Source organism: Bacteroides sp. AM07-18, assembly GCF_003602695.1.
GTDB classification, from domain to species: Bacteria; Bacteroidota; Bacteroidia; order Bacteroidales; family Bacteroidaceae; genus Bacteroides; species Bacteroides uniformis.
The window spans coordinates 47,150-62,088 of record NZ_QTLM01000005.1 but is presented as its reverse complement, the minus strand read 5'-3'; the positions used below and the strand labels follow the sequence as shown (position 1 = coordinate 62,088).

Annotated in this window: 13 protein-coding genes; 10 read left to right on the top strand and 3 right to left on the bottom strand. The window is 48.3% G+C overall.

What is annotated here, in order from left to right:
- Nucleotides 1-218: 218 nt before the first annotated feature.
- The 6 genes from DW096_RS08990 to DW096_RS08965 all read left to right on the top strand — a co-directional run bounded on the left by DW096_RS08990 (nucleotide 219) and on the right by DW096_RS08965 (nucleotide 7,577).
- On the top strand, nucleotides 219-1,178 hold the full coding sequence (locus DW096_RS08990; protein ID WP_005823887.1) for an ROK family protein: 960 nt from the start codon (nucleotides 219-221) through the stop codon (nucleotides 1,176-1,178).
- Nucleotides 1,171-2,322 carry a sugar MFS transporter gene (locus tag DW096_RS08985; protein ID WP_016274106.1) on the top strand — a complete coding sequence of 384 codons (1,152 nt, stop codon included), beginning with the start codon at nucleotides 1,171-1,173 and terminating at the stop codon, nucleotides 2,320-2,322. Before DW096_RS08990 ends, DW096_RS08985 begins: the two co-directional genes overlap by 8 nt.
- Before the next feature lie 32 nt (nucleotides 2,323-2,354).
- Nucleotides 2,355-3,116: a sugar isomerase domain-containing protein gene (locus tag DW096_RS08980; protein WP_005823892.1), complete on the top strand. Its 762-nt coding sequence runs from the start codon at nucleotides 2,355-2,357 to the stop codon at nucleotides 3,114-3,116.
- A 201-nt stretch (nucleotides 3,117-3,317) separates the two neighbouring features.
- Nucleotides 3,318-5,531 (top strand): DPP IV N-terminal domain-containing protein, encoded by a 2,214-nt coding sequence (locus DW096_RS08975; protein WP_005823898.1) that lies wholly within the window; start codon nucleotides 3,318-3,320, stop codon nucleotides 5,529-5,531.
- Nucleotides 5,531-6,412, top strand: a complete 882-nt coding sequence (gene lipA / locus DW096_RS08970; RefSeq protein ID WP_005823900.1) for a lipoyl synthase — start codon at nucleotides 5,531-5,533, stop codon at nucleotides 6,410-6,412. Before DW096_RS08975 ends, lipA begins: the two co-directional genes overlap by 1 nt.
- A gap of 46 nt (nucleotides 6,413-6,458) precedes the next feature.
- On the top strand, nucleotides 6,459-7,577 hold the full coding sequence (locus DW096_RS08965) for a hypothetical protein (protein WP_008665606.1): 1,119 nt from the start codon (nucleotides 6,459-6,461) through the stop codon (nucleotides 7,575-7,577).
- On the opposite strand, the gene DW096_RS08960 is transcribed toward DW096_RS08965, so the two are convergent.
- The 3 genes from DW096_RS08960 to DW096_RS19560 are packed head-to-tail and all read right to left on the bottom strand — an operon-like array spanning nucleotide 7,543 to nucleotide 9,346.
- Entirely contained in the window at nucleotides 7,543-8,247 is a 705-nt protein-coding gene (locus tag DW096_RS08960; protein WP_117963610.1) for an SAM-dependent methyltransferase, read from the bottom strand. The two genes, DW096_RS08965 and DW096_RS08960, sit on opposite strands and share 35 nt — an antisense overlap.
- Nucleotides 8,247-9,104 (bottom strand): enoyl-ACP reductase, encoded by an 858-nt coding sequence (locus DW096_RS08955; protein ID WP_025835705.1) that lies wholly within the window; start codon nucleotides 9,102-9,104, stop codon nucleotides 8,247-8,249. The genes DW096_RS08960 and DW096_RS08955 overlap by 1 nt, the downstream gene beginning before the upstream one ends.
- A gap of 8 nt (nucleotides 9,105-9,112) precedes the next feature.
- Complete coding sequence (locus DW096_RS19560; protein WP_035458082.1) at nucleotides 9,113-9,346, bottom strand: hypothetical protein; 234 nt, start codon at nucleotides 9,344-9,346, stop codon at nucleotides 9,113-9,115.
- A 141-nt stretch (nucleotides 9,347-9,487) separates the two neighbouring features.
- On the opposite strand from DW096_RS19560, the gene DW096_RS08945 reads away from it, so the two are divergent.
- The 4 genes from DW096_RS08945 to DW096_RS08930 all read left to right on the top strand — a co-directional run bounded on the left by DW096_RS08945 (nucleotide 9,488) and on the right by DW096_RS08930 (nucleotide 14,868).
- Entirely contained in the window at nucleotides 9,488-10,141 is a 654-nt protein-coding gene (locus tag DW096_RS08945; RefSeq protein WP_117963611.1) for an HAD family hydrolase, read from the top strand.
- Between the two features lie 719 nt (nucleotides 10,142-10,860).
- The gene (locus DW096_RS08940; protein WP_005823931.1) at nucleotides 10,861-12,252 is read left to right on the top strand and encodes a PTS galactitol transporter subunit IIC; all 1,392 of its coding nucleotides are present in this window, start codon (nucleotides 10,861-10,863) and stop codon (nucleotides 12,250-12,252) included.
- Nucleotides 12,253-12,279: 27 nt separating this feature from the next.
- Nucleotides 12,280-13,236 carry a 5-dehydro-4-deoxy-D-glucuronate isomerase gene (kduI, locus tag DW096_RS08935; RefSeq protein ID WP_005823932.1) on the top strand — a complete coding sequence of 319 codons (957 nt, stop codon included), beginning with the start codon at nucleotides 12,280-12,282 and terminating at the stop codon, nucleotides 13,234-13,236.
- Between the two features lie 141 nt (nucleotides 13,237-13,377).
- The gene (locus DW096_RS08930; RefSeq protein WP_034523103.1) at nucleotides 13,378-14,868 is read left to right on the top strand and encodes an MFS transporter; all 1,491 of its coding nucleotides are present in this window, start codon (nucleotides 13,378-13,380) and stop codon (nucleotides 14,866-14,868) included.
- Nucleotides 14,869-14,939: the final 71 nt, after the last annotated feature.

Below are 14,939 nucleotides of genomic sequence, written 5' to 3'. Positions count from 1 at the left end.
ACAAAGAATTTCCACCTGCACTAAAAAATGTTTCATCCACTGATATATAACTAATTAATTGAGAAAGAGTACATCCAAGCGCAATTACATTAAACACAATTTAGTGATTAGACACTCTTTTTACACACAATTTCCTCAGTTTATACACCTCAAGAATGAAATAAATTCATAGCTTTGCATACAACCTTAATGAATCAACCTATAAATACTATAACACCATGGCAACAATCGCATTGGACATAGGCGGCACAAAAATAGCCAGCGCCATTTTCTTTCCGGACGGAAGCATGATGTTTAACCGCAAACGGCTCCTGAAAGGAAGAACCGGACACGAAGTGGGCAAGCTCGCCGCGGATATCCTCGCCAAACTTCTTACCGTAGCACGCAGAAGCCGTATACACGTCGACGGAATAGGTGTCTGCATCCCCGGTATCGTTTACTCCCAAACCAACCGGGTATGGGCCCCCAACATACCGGGCTGGGACAACTACCCCCTCTATGAGGAGCTGCGCAGTGTAACGCCTCCGGGCATCGAGATATACATCGACAGCGACCGTACCTGCTATATGTATGGAGAGATGTGGCAAGGTGCCGCCAAAGAATGTCACAGTGCCATATTCATTGCCGTGGGAACCGGTATCGGTGCCGGCATCATCATCGACGGGCACGTGTTGCACGGAGCCAACGACATTATCGGCGCCACCGGCTGGATGGCCCTGCAACCTCCCTACCGGGAAGAGTATGACGCATGCGGATGTTTCGAATATTACGCTTCCGGCAATGGTATCGGGGCACGGGTACGCGATGCCGTACGCGCCAACAAGGCATACAAAGGAAAACTGCGCCAGAAACCCATCTGCCGCATATCGGCCTATGATGTGTTCAGTGCCTATAATGAAAAAGACCCTATCGCAATCTCCGTATTGCACAAAGCCGTCGAGATGTGGGGCATGGCTTCCGCAAATCTGGTCAGCCTGCTCAACCCGCAGAAGATAATTTGGGGCGGAGGCGTATTCGGCCCTGCCGGTATCTTTATAGATGACATTTACAAGGAAGCCTGCAAATGGGCGCAACCGCTCAGCATCAAGCAGGTGGAATTTGTACCTTCTCAGTTGTCCGGTAATGCCGGACTGATAGGAGCAGCGTTTCTTGCCATCAAAAATCACTTGTATGAGTAACAGTTATCACAAGAATCTCGTATTCACGGCAGCGTGCATCGGGATGTGTTTCTTCGGAGTCTCCATGATTACATTGGGAGCAGTGCTGCCATCCCTCATAGCCAAGCTGAATCTGAGCGGGTTGCAGACAACCTCACTGGTCACTTTCCTGCCTCTGGGCATGCTGGCCGGTTCCCTGATTTTCGGTCCCATCGTAGACCGGTTCGGACATAAAGCCCTGCTGGTGCCCAGCTGCATCATCGTACTGCTGGGGATGGAAGGGCTTGCCTTCTTTGAAAGCGTGCCACTGCTGCAAGCTTCCATCGTCGGCATCGGCCTGGGCGGAGGCATCCTCAACGGAGAAACCAATGCATTGGTATCCGACATCTCAGGAGAATCCGAAAAAGGCTCACGCCTCAGTTTTCTGGGCATGTTCTACGGACTGGGCGCATTGGGCATACCGATGTTGCTGGGCTCCCTTTCCAGGCATTATTCATTCGAAACCATCTTGCTGGGAATTGGCGTAGTGATGCTTGCGGGCATTATATTCTGTATCCCCGTACGCTTCCCCGCCCCTAAGCAGGCGCAAGGTTTCCCGGTAAAAGAGGGATTGGGACTGCTGAAAGAAAGCAGCTTACTGCTACTCAGCTTCATTCTTTTTTTCCAAAGCGGCATCGAGGGTGTCTGCAACAACTGGTCCACGAGTTACTTTGGGCAGATGACGGATATTCCGGCCAATCAGGCATTGATTGCACTGACCTGCATGGTAGCGGGACTGACCGTAGCACGTATGATGCAAGTTGCGATATTCAAGAAGATAAAACCGGAAACCGTGCTGCCCTACAGCCTTACGCTCACTGCCATAGGATTCTGTTTCCTTATGTTCTCGCCGGGTTTTGCACGTGCGGCAGTCGGCATGGTGCTGGTAGGTATGGGGCTGTCGGCCACGTATCCCGTGATACTCAGCATTCTTGGAAGCCGGTACCCGTCCTTATCGGGAACAGCATTCAGCGTGGCGCTTGCCATAGCCCTCATTGGCCAGACTGCAATGAACGGCCTGATGGGAATGGTTTCCCAATACACCAATGGCATCGGACTTTATCCTTATCTGATGATTGCCTCACTTGCCGTCATGCTCCTTTTGTATAAACGCTCACTCAAATAAATTTATTAACTTCTTAAAAAACAAAAAAAGTTATGTTAGCACTCGAATGGTTAAAGAATGCCCATGGCATTATGGAAAAACTGGAGGCTACCCAGTTGGAAAACATCAAAAAAGCAGCCACTGTTATGGCAGATTCCATCGAAGCCGGTCGTTGGGTCCACACGTTTGGTTGCGGCCACGCAACAATTCCCGTAGAAGAAATGTATCCGCGTATCGGCAGCTTTGTAGGATTCCACCCGCTTTGCGAATTGCCTCTGACATTCTTCACGCAGATTATCGGCCAGATGGGTATTCACCAGTTCCTCTTCCTGGAACGGGCAGAAGGCTACGGCCAGGAAATCATGAAGAACTATGATTTTGATTCCAAAGACTGTATGTGGATTTTCTCACATACCGGTATCAATGCCGTCAATATAGACATGGCATTGGAAGCCAAGAAGCGCGGCATGAAAGTTATCGTATACGGTTCGGCCAGCGAAACGGGCGACAAGGCCAGCCGTCACTCCAGCGGAAAGAACCTCTTCCAGTTGGCAGATATCGTAGTGGATTCCTGCGTTCCCCTGGTAGACGCCTCCGTACCTTTGAAGAACCACTTCGACAAGGTAGGTCCGTTGTCTACATTGAGTTTCGTCACCATGGTATGGATGACCATCACTACCGTTGCCGAAATCCTTGCCGACCGTGGCGTACACTTGTACATCCATCCGTCGCACAACGTTCCGGGTGACACAACCGCCCACGAACGACTGGATGCAGCCATTGCAGAATATCAAAGAAAAGTCAAGTGCTTGTAACGAAAGATATTCCAATCATCATCTCATCCAATCATCATCTATGAGTGACGGAGGCCCGTCCCTGCTTCGCCCCCAAGAAGCAGGACGGGCTTTTTCTGTTCAAAAAGAATAAAATCGGCCCACTGCTTCGATAAATCTTCCCTTTGTTGTATATTTGTTCCCCAGAAAAAATAGGGAAACAGATAAGCATAAAAGATAGATATGAAACAGATAAGTATCGCACTTCTCCTCTGCCTCTGTACGCTGGCAGGTTTCGCCCAAAGTGGCAAGGCGCTCGATTTGAAAGAAATCGTATCGGGCAAGTTCACTCCGAAGAATATTTCCGGCGTTATCCCCATCCCGGGAGACGGGGAACATTATTCGCAGATGAATGCGGACAGGACACAAATCATCAAGTACTCCTTCAAAACGGGAAAACCCGTGGAAGTGCTGTTTGATGCCGCTACCGCACGCGAATGCACGTTCAAGACATTCGACAGCTACAGCTTTGCTCCGGACGGCAGCAAGCTGCTCATTGCCACCGAAACAACTCCCATCTACCGTCATTCCTATACGGCTGTGCATTACATCTACAGCCTGAAGCGCAACCTGGACGGTAAAATCAACAATATCGTGGAAAAGCTTTCGGACGGCGGCCCGCAGCAGGTGCCCGTATTTTCACCGGACGGCAACCAGGTGGCTTTTGTACGCGACAACAACATCTTCCTTGTAAAACTGCTCTACGGCAACAGCGAAAGCCAGGTGACGGAAGACGGGAAACAGAACGAGGTGCTGAACGGCATCCCCGACTGGGTTTACGAAGAGGAGTTCTCCTTCAACCGTGCGCTGGAATTCAGTGCCGACAGCCAGATGCTGGCTTTCATCCGCTTCGACGAGAAAGATGTTCCCTCCTACTCTTTCCCTCTTTTTGCCGGACAAGCCCCCCACTTCACCCCTTTCGAGAAGTATCCGGGAGAGTATACTTACAAATATCCTAAAACGGGAGAAGTAAATTCCAAAGTGTCCGTACACACCTTCGACATCAAGTCGAAAGTGACCCGCAAGATAAACGTGCCGGTAGATGCAGACGGCTATATTCCCCGCATCCGCTTTACCCAAGACCCCAACAAACTTGCCGTCATGACACTGAACCGCCATCAGAACCGGTTCGACCTATACTTTGCCGACCCTCGCAGCACGGTAGCCAAACTGGCTCTGCGTGATGAAAGCGATACCTATATCCGCGAGAATGTATTCGACAACATCATCTTCTATCCGGAAAATTTCAGTTTTGTCAGCGAAAAGAGCGGATACAACCATCTGTACTGGTATAGCATAGGCGGCAATCTGCTGAAACAAGTGACAGCCGGACAATATGAAGTGCAGGAGTTCCTGGGTTATGACCCCGAAGAAGGAAGCTTCTACTTCAGCAGCAACGAGGAAAGCCCCATGCGCAGTGCCATCTACAAGATTGACCGGAAAGGTAAAAAGACCAGACTATCGTCACAAGCCGGAACAAACAGTGCGCAGTTCAGTGCGAACATGAAGTACTATATGAACCGTTATTCCAATCTGGACACTCCGACCGTCATTACGCTGAACGACAATACCGGCAAGACTCTTGCCACCCTGATGGACAATGCGGCATTGAAGCAGGAAATCAGCGGCTATGACATGCCACGGAAGGAATTCTTCACTTTCCAGACTTCCGACGGAACCACATTGAATGGCTGGATGATGAAACCTGCCGACTTCTCTGCCGGCAAGAAATACCCGGTACTGATGTACCAGTACAGCGGCCCCGGTTCACAGCAAGTGCTTGACAAGTTCAGTGTAAGCTGGGAAACCTACATGGCATCACAAGGCTATATCGTGGTTTGCGTAGACGGGCGTGGCACCGGAGGACGGGGTGCCGAATTCGCCAAATGCACCTATCTGAACCTGGGTATCAAGGAAGCCAAAGACCAGGTGGAAACCGCCCTCTACATGGGCAACCAGCCTTATGTGGACAAAAACCGCATCGGAATCTGGGGATGGAGTTACGGTGGATACATGACCATTATGAGTATGAGTGAAGGAACACCGGTATTCAAGGCCGGAGTAGCCGTAGCTGCCGTTACCGACTGGAACTACTACGACACCGTTTATGGCGAACGCTTTATGCGCACACCGAAAGAAAACGCCGAAGGCTATAAGGCCAGTTCCACCTTTACCCGTGCCGACAAGCTTCACGGCAACCTGCTGCTGGTACACGGCATGGCAGACGACAATGTACACTTCCAGAACTGTGCCGAATATGCCGAACAACTGGTACAACTCGGCAAACAGTTCGATATGCAGGTTTACACCAACCGCAACCACAGTATCTACGGAGGAAATACCCGGTTACACCTATACACGCGGTTGACCAACTTCTTCAACAAAGAATTGAAATAATGCCCGAAAGAGTACGTAAGCCTGAGTGGCTCAAAATAAGCATCGGTGCCAACGAGCGCTATACCGAGACCAAACGCATTGTCGAATCGCATTGCCTACATACCATCTGTAGCAGCGGCCGTTGCCCCAATATGGGGGAATGTTGGGGGAAAGGCACCGCAACCTTCATGATTGGGGGAAATATCTGCACCCGGTGCTGTAAGTTCTGCAACACGGCAAGCGGGAAGCCCTTGCCACTGGATGCCGATGAGCCTACACATGTGGCAGAGTCCATTGCCTTGATGAAACTCTCCCATGCAGTCGTCACCTCCGTAGACCGTGACGACCTGCCCGACTTAGGCGCGTCGCACTGGGTACGTACCATCCGGGAAATCAAGCGGCTCAACCCTGACACCACCGTCGAAGTGCTGATTCCCGACTTCCAGGGAAGAAAGGAACTCGTGGCACAAGTCATCGATGCACAACCGGAAATCATTTCGCACAACATGGAGACTGTCCGTCGCATCAGCCCCCTCGTACGCAGTGCCGCCAAGTATGAAACAAGCCTGGAAGTGTTGCGGCAAATTGCAGAAAGCAATACTACCACCAAGTCCGGCATTATGGTGGGATTGGGCGAGACTCCGGAAGAAGTGGAAGAACTGATGGACGACCTCCGCCGGGTGGACTGCCACATACTGACTATAGGCCAATACCTTCAACCCACACACAAGCATTATCCGGTAGCAGCATATATTACTCCCGAACAATTTGCACTCTACAGAGAGAAAGGATTGAAAAAAGGGTTTCAGCAAGTGGAAAGCGCTCCATTGGTACGCTCCTCTTATCATGCGGAAAAACAGATCCATTTTATACAAAAAAGAAGTAAAATAGGAAACATTTAAATTTCCCAGTTGTTATGATGTAAACGACAAAATCATAATACGGATAATGAGCCATCAAAGAATTTTATCATCAAGATTCAATATGTCGCTGGGATTCATCCCCGTTATAATATCCATCATATTATGCGAGTTTATAACGCAGGACATGTCCATCTACATCGGTGCAGGTGTAGGACTCTTGTTTAGCATCTATTCGGTGAGGCATAGAGGAACGCATGTTCCGCAAATCATACTTTACTGTACTACCGGAATGTTACTGCTGTTATCGGTAACAACCCTATTCCTCGTAAACTACTGTCCCCGTTTCATGCTTCCGTTCACGCTGGAAATCAGTGCCATCATTCCCCCATTCGTCATCTACCTCAATAGGAGAAAATTTCTGGACTACCACATGTCTCAGACACAGAAATGCTGCAAGCAGCTTTTTGCACAAGGGGCAGAAGCCGCCATCGTATCCTCACGCGTAATCCTTATCATAAGCCTGCTGCATTTTCTGATTATCTTCTTGGCGGTTCTGGTCAGTTACCCTTTGGGAGACACTACCCGCCACATTCTGTTTTATGTGGCGCCTCCCCTCGTCTTTATATCAGGCATTCTGTTCAATCAGTTCGGCATTTTCTATTTCAATATAGTGATGAACCACACGGTTTTCGTACCGATAGTCAATACCAAAGGAGATGTCATGGGGAAAGCCATCGCCTCAGAAGCCATCAACCGGAAAAACGACTATATCAATCCGGTCATCCGGATTGCCGTTGCCTCACACGGCATGCTGTTTCTCCTCCCCCGCCCCAAATGCAACGTTTTCGAGAAAGATAAAATCGACTTGCTGATGGAGGGTTACCTGATATATGGAGAAACATTGGAACAAGGCGCACACAGAATTTTACGACAAACGCTTCCCACCGCCCCATTAGACCATTTGCACTTCAACTTCATGTATCATTTTGAGAATGAAGCCACCAACCGCCTGGTCTATCTCTTCACGCTAGACCTGGACGATGACTCCATCTTATGCAATAAGAATTTCAAGGGCGGAAAACTATGGACGTTCCAGCAAATGGAACACAACCTGGGACGGAACTTCTTCAGCAGTTGCCTGGAATATGAATTCGAGCACCTGGAAGCTATTATTTATACAAGAGAAAAATACAAGGAATCTTAGAAAGGTCGGGAGTCTTGCCCTGCCACTCCCTCACGGTCTTGGTTTTGATATACTCCCCTTCACAAGTAATGTTCGCCGCAATGCAGAGCTTGGTCTGCGGACGGCAGTTATGAAGAATATCCTCTATCATCTTATTATTGCGATAAGGCGTTTCAATGAAAAGCTGAGTCTGATGTTCATTATAGACGCGTTGTTCCAGCATTTTCAGCTTTTTGGCACGCTCTGCCGGTTCAATGGGAAGATAACCGTGGAAGGCAAAGCTCTGTCCGTTGAAGCCGGAACCCATGACAGAGAGGATAATGGAAGAGGGTCCCACCAAGGGGACCACTCTTAAGTTTTTCCGTTGTGCAATAGCCACTACGTCCGCTCCCGGGTCGGCCACAGCCGGACAACCGGCTTCGGAGATTACGCCCATCGGCTGCCCCTCCACCAGCGGCTTCAGATAGCCGGAGATGTCTTCGGGCGACGTATGCTTGTTCAACGTATAGAATGTCAGCGCATCAATATCTATTCCCTTGTCCACCTTCTTCAGAAACCGGCGTGCCGAACGCACATCCTCCACGATGAAATGGCGGATTCCCAGTATTATCTCCTTGTTATAAGGAGGCAACACCGTTTCAATAGGCGTATCGCCCAAGGTGACAGGCAAAAGATAAAGTGCGATTTCCATTAGCCGTAGATGATATTTCCGTTTTCGTCCTTATACTCATCCAAACCCTTCTCATAGGTAGCCATGGCGCGAAGACTCATACCTACGCTGGAGAAACCTCCATCGTGGAACAAGTTCTGCATAGTAACCTTGCGAGTGAGGTCGGAGAACATGACGATACAGTAATCGGCACATTCATCGGCAGAAGCATTACCAAGCGGAGACATGCGGTTGGCAAAGTCGAACAGCTTGTCCATACCCTTCACACCGGAACCGGCAGTGGTCATCGTAGGAGACTGGGAGATAGTGTTGACACGTACATGGTGTTCGCGTCCGTAGATGTAACCGAAGCTGCGGGCGATGGATTCCAGCAGTGCCTTGGCATCTGCCATATCGTTGTAACCGTAGAACGTACGTTGCGCAGCCACATAACTCAGAGCCAGGATTGAGCCGTAGTCGGCAATGGCGTTGAGCTTCTTGGCAGCTTGTATCATCTTGTGGAAAGAGACAGCGGAGATGTCCAGCGTCTTTTCCAACATATCGTAATCCAAATCGTCATATGTACGTTTCTTACGCACATTGGGAGACATACCAATGGAGTGCAGCACGAAGTCGACCGGGCCACCCAATACTTCCATAGAGCGTTTGAATACATTTTCCAAATCTTCTACACTTGTAGCATCTGCAGGAATCACCTCGCAGTTCAGTTTCTCCGAAAGAGCGGACACTTCGCCCATACGTACGGCAACCGGCGTATTCGACAAAGTGATGGTTGCACCTTCTTCTACTGCTTTTTCTGCTACTTTCCAGGCAATGGACTGCTCATTCAGAGCACCGAAAATAATGCCTCTTTTTCCTTTCAACAAATTGTAACTCATACCTATTTTTAGTAAAATTCGGCTGCAAAGATAGGAAGTTTTTGCATAAAAAGCCCGAAAGTGTGCAAAGAAAAGGGAAGAACGGCAAAAAATACACCGATCACCCACTGCAAAACTACTGCAACGCTTGTGCAGTGCCACTGCAATACTGTTGCAGTCACGCTGCAAAGCAGTTGCAGTATCACTGCAAACATATTTGCAGTAACGCTGCACTCCATCTGCAGTACTACTGCAAAACGCATGCAGCAGGAATGCAGTAATAATGCACTGATTATCAGCCCAGGGCTTCCTATTCTGCAAATACCTGATGAAACCCGAGACAGCATTTGAACATGAGCGCAAAAAGCCCTATATTTGCAGCAAACTAAAAAATAGAGAAAGCAATGAAGAAGTTGATTATATTTGACCTGGACGGAACTTTACTGAATACAATAGCCGATTTGGCACAAAGTACAAACCATGCCCTGCAAGCGCTCGGCTATCCCACTCACCCGGAATCGGACTATAACTTCATGGTTGGCAACGGAATCAACAAACTGTTCGAGCGCGCCCTCCCGAAAGGGGAAAAGAGCGAAGAAAACGTCCTGCGCGTCCGCAAGGAGTTTGTGCCTTATTATGACGTGCACAATGCTGATAAAAGCCGCCCTTACCCCGGCATCCCCGAACTGCTGGAACAGTTGCAGGAGAAAGGGATGATATTGGCAGTGGCTTCCAACAAATATCAATCGGCTACCGTGAAACTGATTTCACACTATTTCCCCCACATACGTTTTACCGCCGTCTTCGGACAACGGGAAGGGGTCAACGTGAAGCCCGACCCGACAGTGGTGCATGACATTCTGGACATCACCCGGATATCCCGTGAAGACGTGCTATATGTGGGAGACTCCGGAGTGGATATGCAGACGGCCGCCAATGCCGGAGTCACTGCCTGCGGAGTCACCTGGGGATTCCGTCCCCGCACAGAACTGGAAGAGTTTCATCCGGCACATATCGTAGACAATGCTGCGGACATTGCCGTTATCGCCGCTCTTTGAGAGGGCACTCCCTCCCGAGGTGACAAGGAGCAGGAAGCGATGACAACAGCTATCATCCAGGGTTTATATGGTCAGAACAACACCTGCATTACTCCTTTATCTCCCACCACAAGATATGCCCGTAAATTTTCAGAATATAGCCAATATAACTATCAATCCTCTAAATCTTTTCCCCATAAATCAATATCGGATGGAGCTTTCCATAAGCTCCATCCGACCAATAGTCCTATTGCCAATAAAAAAATCAAATATATCATTATAGTCCAGTTTGTTTCAATGTCTTATAATAACACAGCGAACAGTATTAAAGTTCACTCCATCCGAATTTGGAGAAAAAAGCACGTACACGAGGATCTGTTTCCTCCCCTGACTCTCTTAATCGACATACATGCAAATACAATAAATTTACAAATCGAATTCTTCTTCGTGCAATCATTCATTTTTTGTATTAGAACAGTTTTATTTCCAAGAACAAAAGTAATACTTTCTTTCCAAACGGATATGTACTTTTCAACGTAGAAGATGTGTTATTTGGTTTTCGTGTACGAAAACGAGCAATTTTGTGCACGATAACGACTAATTTCGTCCAAAATCGTTCCATTTACTAATAATTATGCTTTTCAAGTTTGATTAATTGAGAAAAGGTCTTATTTTTGACCCGGTTTTTAATTCATACTATTGCAAAAACAAACTCAATTACCTAATTAAATCACAAGAGAATGGAACAAGTTTTCGGCTATATCATCGGCTTAGGAGCAGCAGTGATGATGCCTATAATCTTTACAATTTTGGGAGTATGCATCGGCATCAAATTCAGTAAGGCGCTAAAGAGTGGTCTGCTGGTAGGTGTCGGTTTCGTAGGTCTGTCAGTTGTCACTGCGTTGTTGACCAGCAGCCTCGGTCCTGCTCTGAGCCAAGTCGTTGAAATCTACGGCCTGCAGTTGAAAGTATTCGACATGGGATGGCCTGCAGCTGCGGCTGTAGCCTATAACACATCGGTGGGTGCATTCATCATTCCGGTATGTTTGGGAGTAAATCTTCTGATGTTATTAACGAAAACGACCCGTACAGTCAATATCGACCTTTGGAACTACTGGCATTTCGCATTTATCGGCGCAGTCGTTTATTTTGCCAGCGACAATATCTGGTGGGGCTTCTTCGCCGCTATCATCTGCTACATCATTACCCTGATTATGGCCGATTATACCGCCGACAAATTCCAGGGGTTCTACGACAAGATGGAGGGTATCTCCATTCCCCAGCCTTTCTGCGCAGGTTTCGTTCCATTTGCCGTAGTCATCAATAAAGCATTGGACAAAATCCCCGGTTTTGACAAATTGAACATTGATGCGGAAGGCATGAAGAAGAAATTCGGTTTGCTGGGTGAGCCTCTGTTCCTGGGTATTCTGGTCGGTTGCGGTATCGGTGCTTTGTCTTGCAAGAACGGTCAGGAACTGGTAGACAAGATACCTTATATATTAGGTTTGGGTATCAAGATGGGCGCCGTAATGGAGCTGATTCCGCGTATCACCGCTTTGTTCATCGAAGGCTTGAAGCCTATTTCTGATGCTACCCGCGAGCTGATTGCCAAGAAGTTCAAAGGTGCTGTCGGCCTGAACATCGGTATGAGCCCCGCATTGGTTATCGGCCATCCTGCAACGCTGGTGGTTTCCCTGCTGCTGATTCCCGTAACCATACTGCTGGCTGTCATCCTGCCGGGTAACCAGTTCCTGCCTCTGGCATCGCTGGCCGGAATGTTCTACCTCTTCCCACTGGTACTGCCCATCACGAAAGGAAATGTAGTAAAGACGTTCATCATCGGACTCGTTGTACTGACCATCGGTCTTTATTTCGTAACAGACCTCGCCCCCTATTTCACACAAGCAGCCCACGATGTATACGAGAAGACACAAGATGCTGCCGTGAATATCCCTGCCGGATTTGAAGGCGGCGCACTGGACTTTGCATCCAGCCCCTTTGCTTGGGTCATTTTCCACCTGACCTACTCGTTGAAATGGATAGGCTCCGGTATCCTTGTATTATGCACATTGTTCCTGATGATTATGAACCGTCGTGCTATTATCAAATACCAAAAATCAATCAAAAATTAAAAATTAAAAATTAAATAGTAACAAATTATGAAAAAGTTAGTACTTGCATTTATGATGGGAGCAGCTGCTATGGCAGCCAATGCCCAAGTGAATTACAAAGTGCAGACCGCCTGCCATCCGCAGGACGTGAAGCATTATGACACGGAACTTCTACGCAGCAGATTCATGATGGACAAAGTCATGGCTCCGGATGAAATCAACGTAACCTACACCCTCTACGACCGATTGATTTACGGTGGCGCCATGCCGGTGAACAAGACATTGAAGTTGGAAGTGTTCCGTGAACTGGGTCCGGAAATCACTTACTTCCTCGAACGCCGCGAACTGGGTGTCATCAATACCGGCGGTGACGGAGTGGTTACTGTAGACGGTAAGGAATACCCCATGAAGTATAAGGAAGCCCTTTACGTAGGCTGCGGAAATAAGGAAGTAACCTTCAAGAGCAACGACGCTACCAATCCCGCCAAGTTCTACATCAACTCGGCTCCGGCCTACAAGCCCTATGTTACTCAGCTGATTACTACCGATGCCAAGCTTCAGAAAGCCAACCCCAAGAAATATGCACTGGGCATCTCCGACCATTATGGAAAAATGGAAGACAGCAACGACCGTATCGTAAACCAGCTGATTGTGAAAGATGTACTGGAAAGAGTGAAAGACGGCGGTACCAACCAGTTGCAGATGGGACTCACGGAACTGGCTCCCGGCTCTGTATGGAATACCATGCCTGCCCACACGCACACTCGCCGCATGGAAGCTTACTACTACTTCAACCTGAAACCCGGCAACGCTATCTGTCACCTGATGGGCGAACCGCAGGAAGAACGTTTGATATGGCTGCACAACGAACAAGCCATCACTTCTCCCGAATGGTCCATCCACGCTGCTGCCGGAACCAGCAACTATACTTTCATCTGGGGTATGGGCGGTGAAAACCTGAAATACAGCGACAAAGACGAAATCAAATACATCGATATGAAATAAAGTTGCTCTGCAACGTCCGATAGGCATGGACTTAAATAATCCATGCCTATTTTTGTCATTTTCTACATCCTTTTTACTCAATATTACACCTCGAACAACACACAAACCCCTACATTTGCATCAAAATATAAATCTATTATCATGAGTACATTTCAAAACACCGCAGGGCGGATGACCAATTACCGTTGGATTATCTGCGCCATGCTATTCTTCGCGACAACCGTCAACTACCTCGACCGCCAGGTTCTTTCATTGACCTGGAAAGATTTCATCTCCCCCGAATTCCACTGGACCGATACACACTACGGCTACATCACAGCTATCTTTTCCATTGTCTATGCCTTAGGCAATCTGTTTGCCGGACGTTTCATCGACTGGATGGGAACGAAAAAAGGGTATTTATGGGCCATTGCCGTATGGTCTATCGGCGCTTGTATGCACGCCCTCTGCGGACTTGCCACAGAAATGACCCTCGGCATTGAAAATGCCGCCAACATGATTAGCGCTACCGGTGCATTGGCCTCTACCATAGCCATCACCAGCGTTTACTACTTCATTGCCGCCCGTATCATACTGGGCATCGGTGAAGCAGGAAACTTTCCTGCCGCCATCAAGGTGACTGCCGAATATTTTCCAAAGAAAGACCGTGCCTTCTCCACTTCCATATTCAATGCCGGCTCTACCATCGGAGCACTGATAGCCCCATTGTGTATCCCTACCCTGGCCCGCTACTTCCAACGCATGGGCGTGGGCAACGGCTGGGAAATGGCTTTTATCGTTATCGGCGGATTGGGTTTCATCTGGATGGGACTGTGGATATTCATGTACAAGAAACCTGATGAAAATCCACACGTAAACGCAGCTGAGCTGGCATATATAGAACAAGACAAAGACAATGAGGAGGATAAAAAGGCGACTACTCCGACAACCAAGGATGAAAAGAGCATTTCTTTCCTGCAATGTTTCAAATATCCGCAAACCTGGGCTGTATTTTTCGGCAAATTCATGACTGACGGTGTATGGTGGTTCTTCCTCTTCTGGGCACCCGCATACATTTCGGACGTTTACGGATTCTCCTCAGATACTCCCACGGCACAGATGCTTATCTTTGTGCTCTATGCCATCACGATGTTGTCCGTCTATGGCGGGAAATTGCCCACCATCATTATCAACAAAACCGGTAAGAACCCCTACGCCGCACGCATGCAGGCCATGTTCATCTTTGCACTGTTCCCGCTATTGGCATTGTTTGCACAGCCATTGGGCAACAAGGAAGTATTTGGCGAACAAGCCTATTGGTTCCCGATTATCATCATAGGTATTGCAGGCGCTGCCCATCAGTCCTGGTCGGCCAACATCTATTCTGTGGTAGGTGATATGTTTCCCAAGAGCACCATTGCCACCATTGTGGGAATCGGAGGTATGGCGGGCGGTATCAGCTCATTCCTTATCAACATGAGTTCCGGTTTGCTGTTCGACTATGCCGACAAGACACAAATGGTATTTCTTGGATTCCAGGGCAAGCCTGCCGGATATTTCATCATCTTCTGTGTATGTGCAGTGTCCTACCTGATAGGCTGGTGCATCATGAAGGCACTGGTTCCGAAGTACAAACCGATTATAGTGGACTAATCAGAAGTCTCTATATAGATATTCAGAATCATGCGGAGTTTGCAAACTGCATTACATGCCTTGCAAACTCC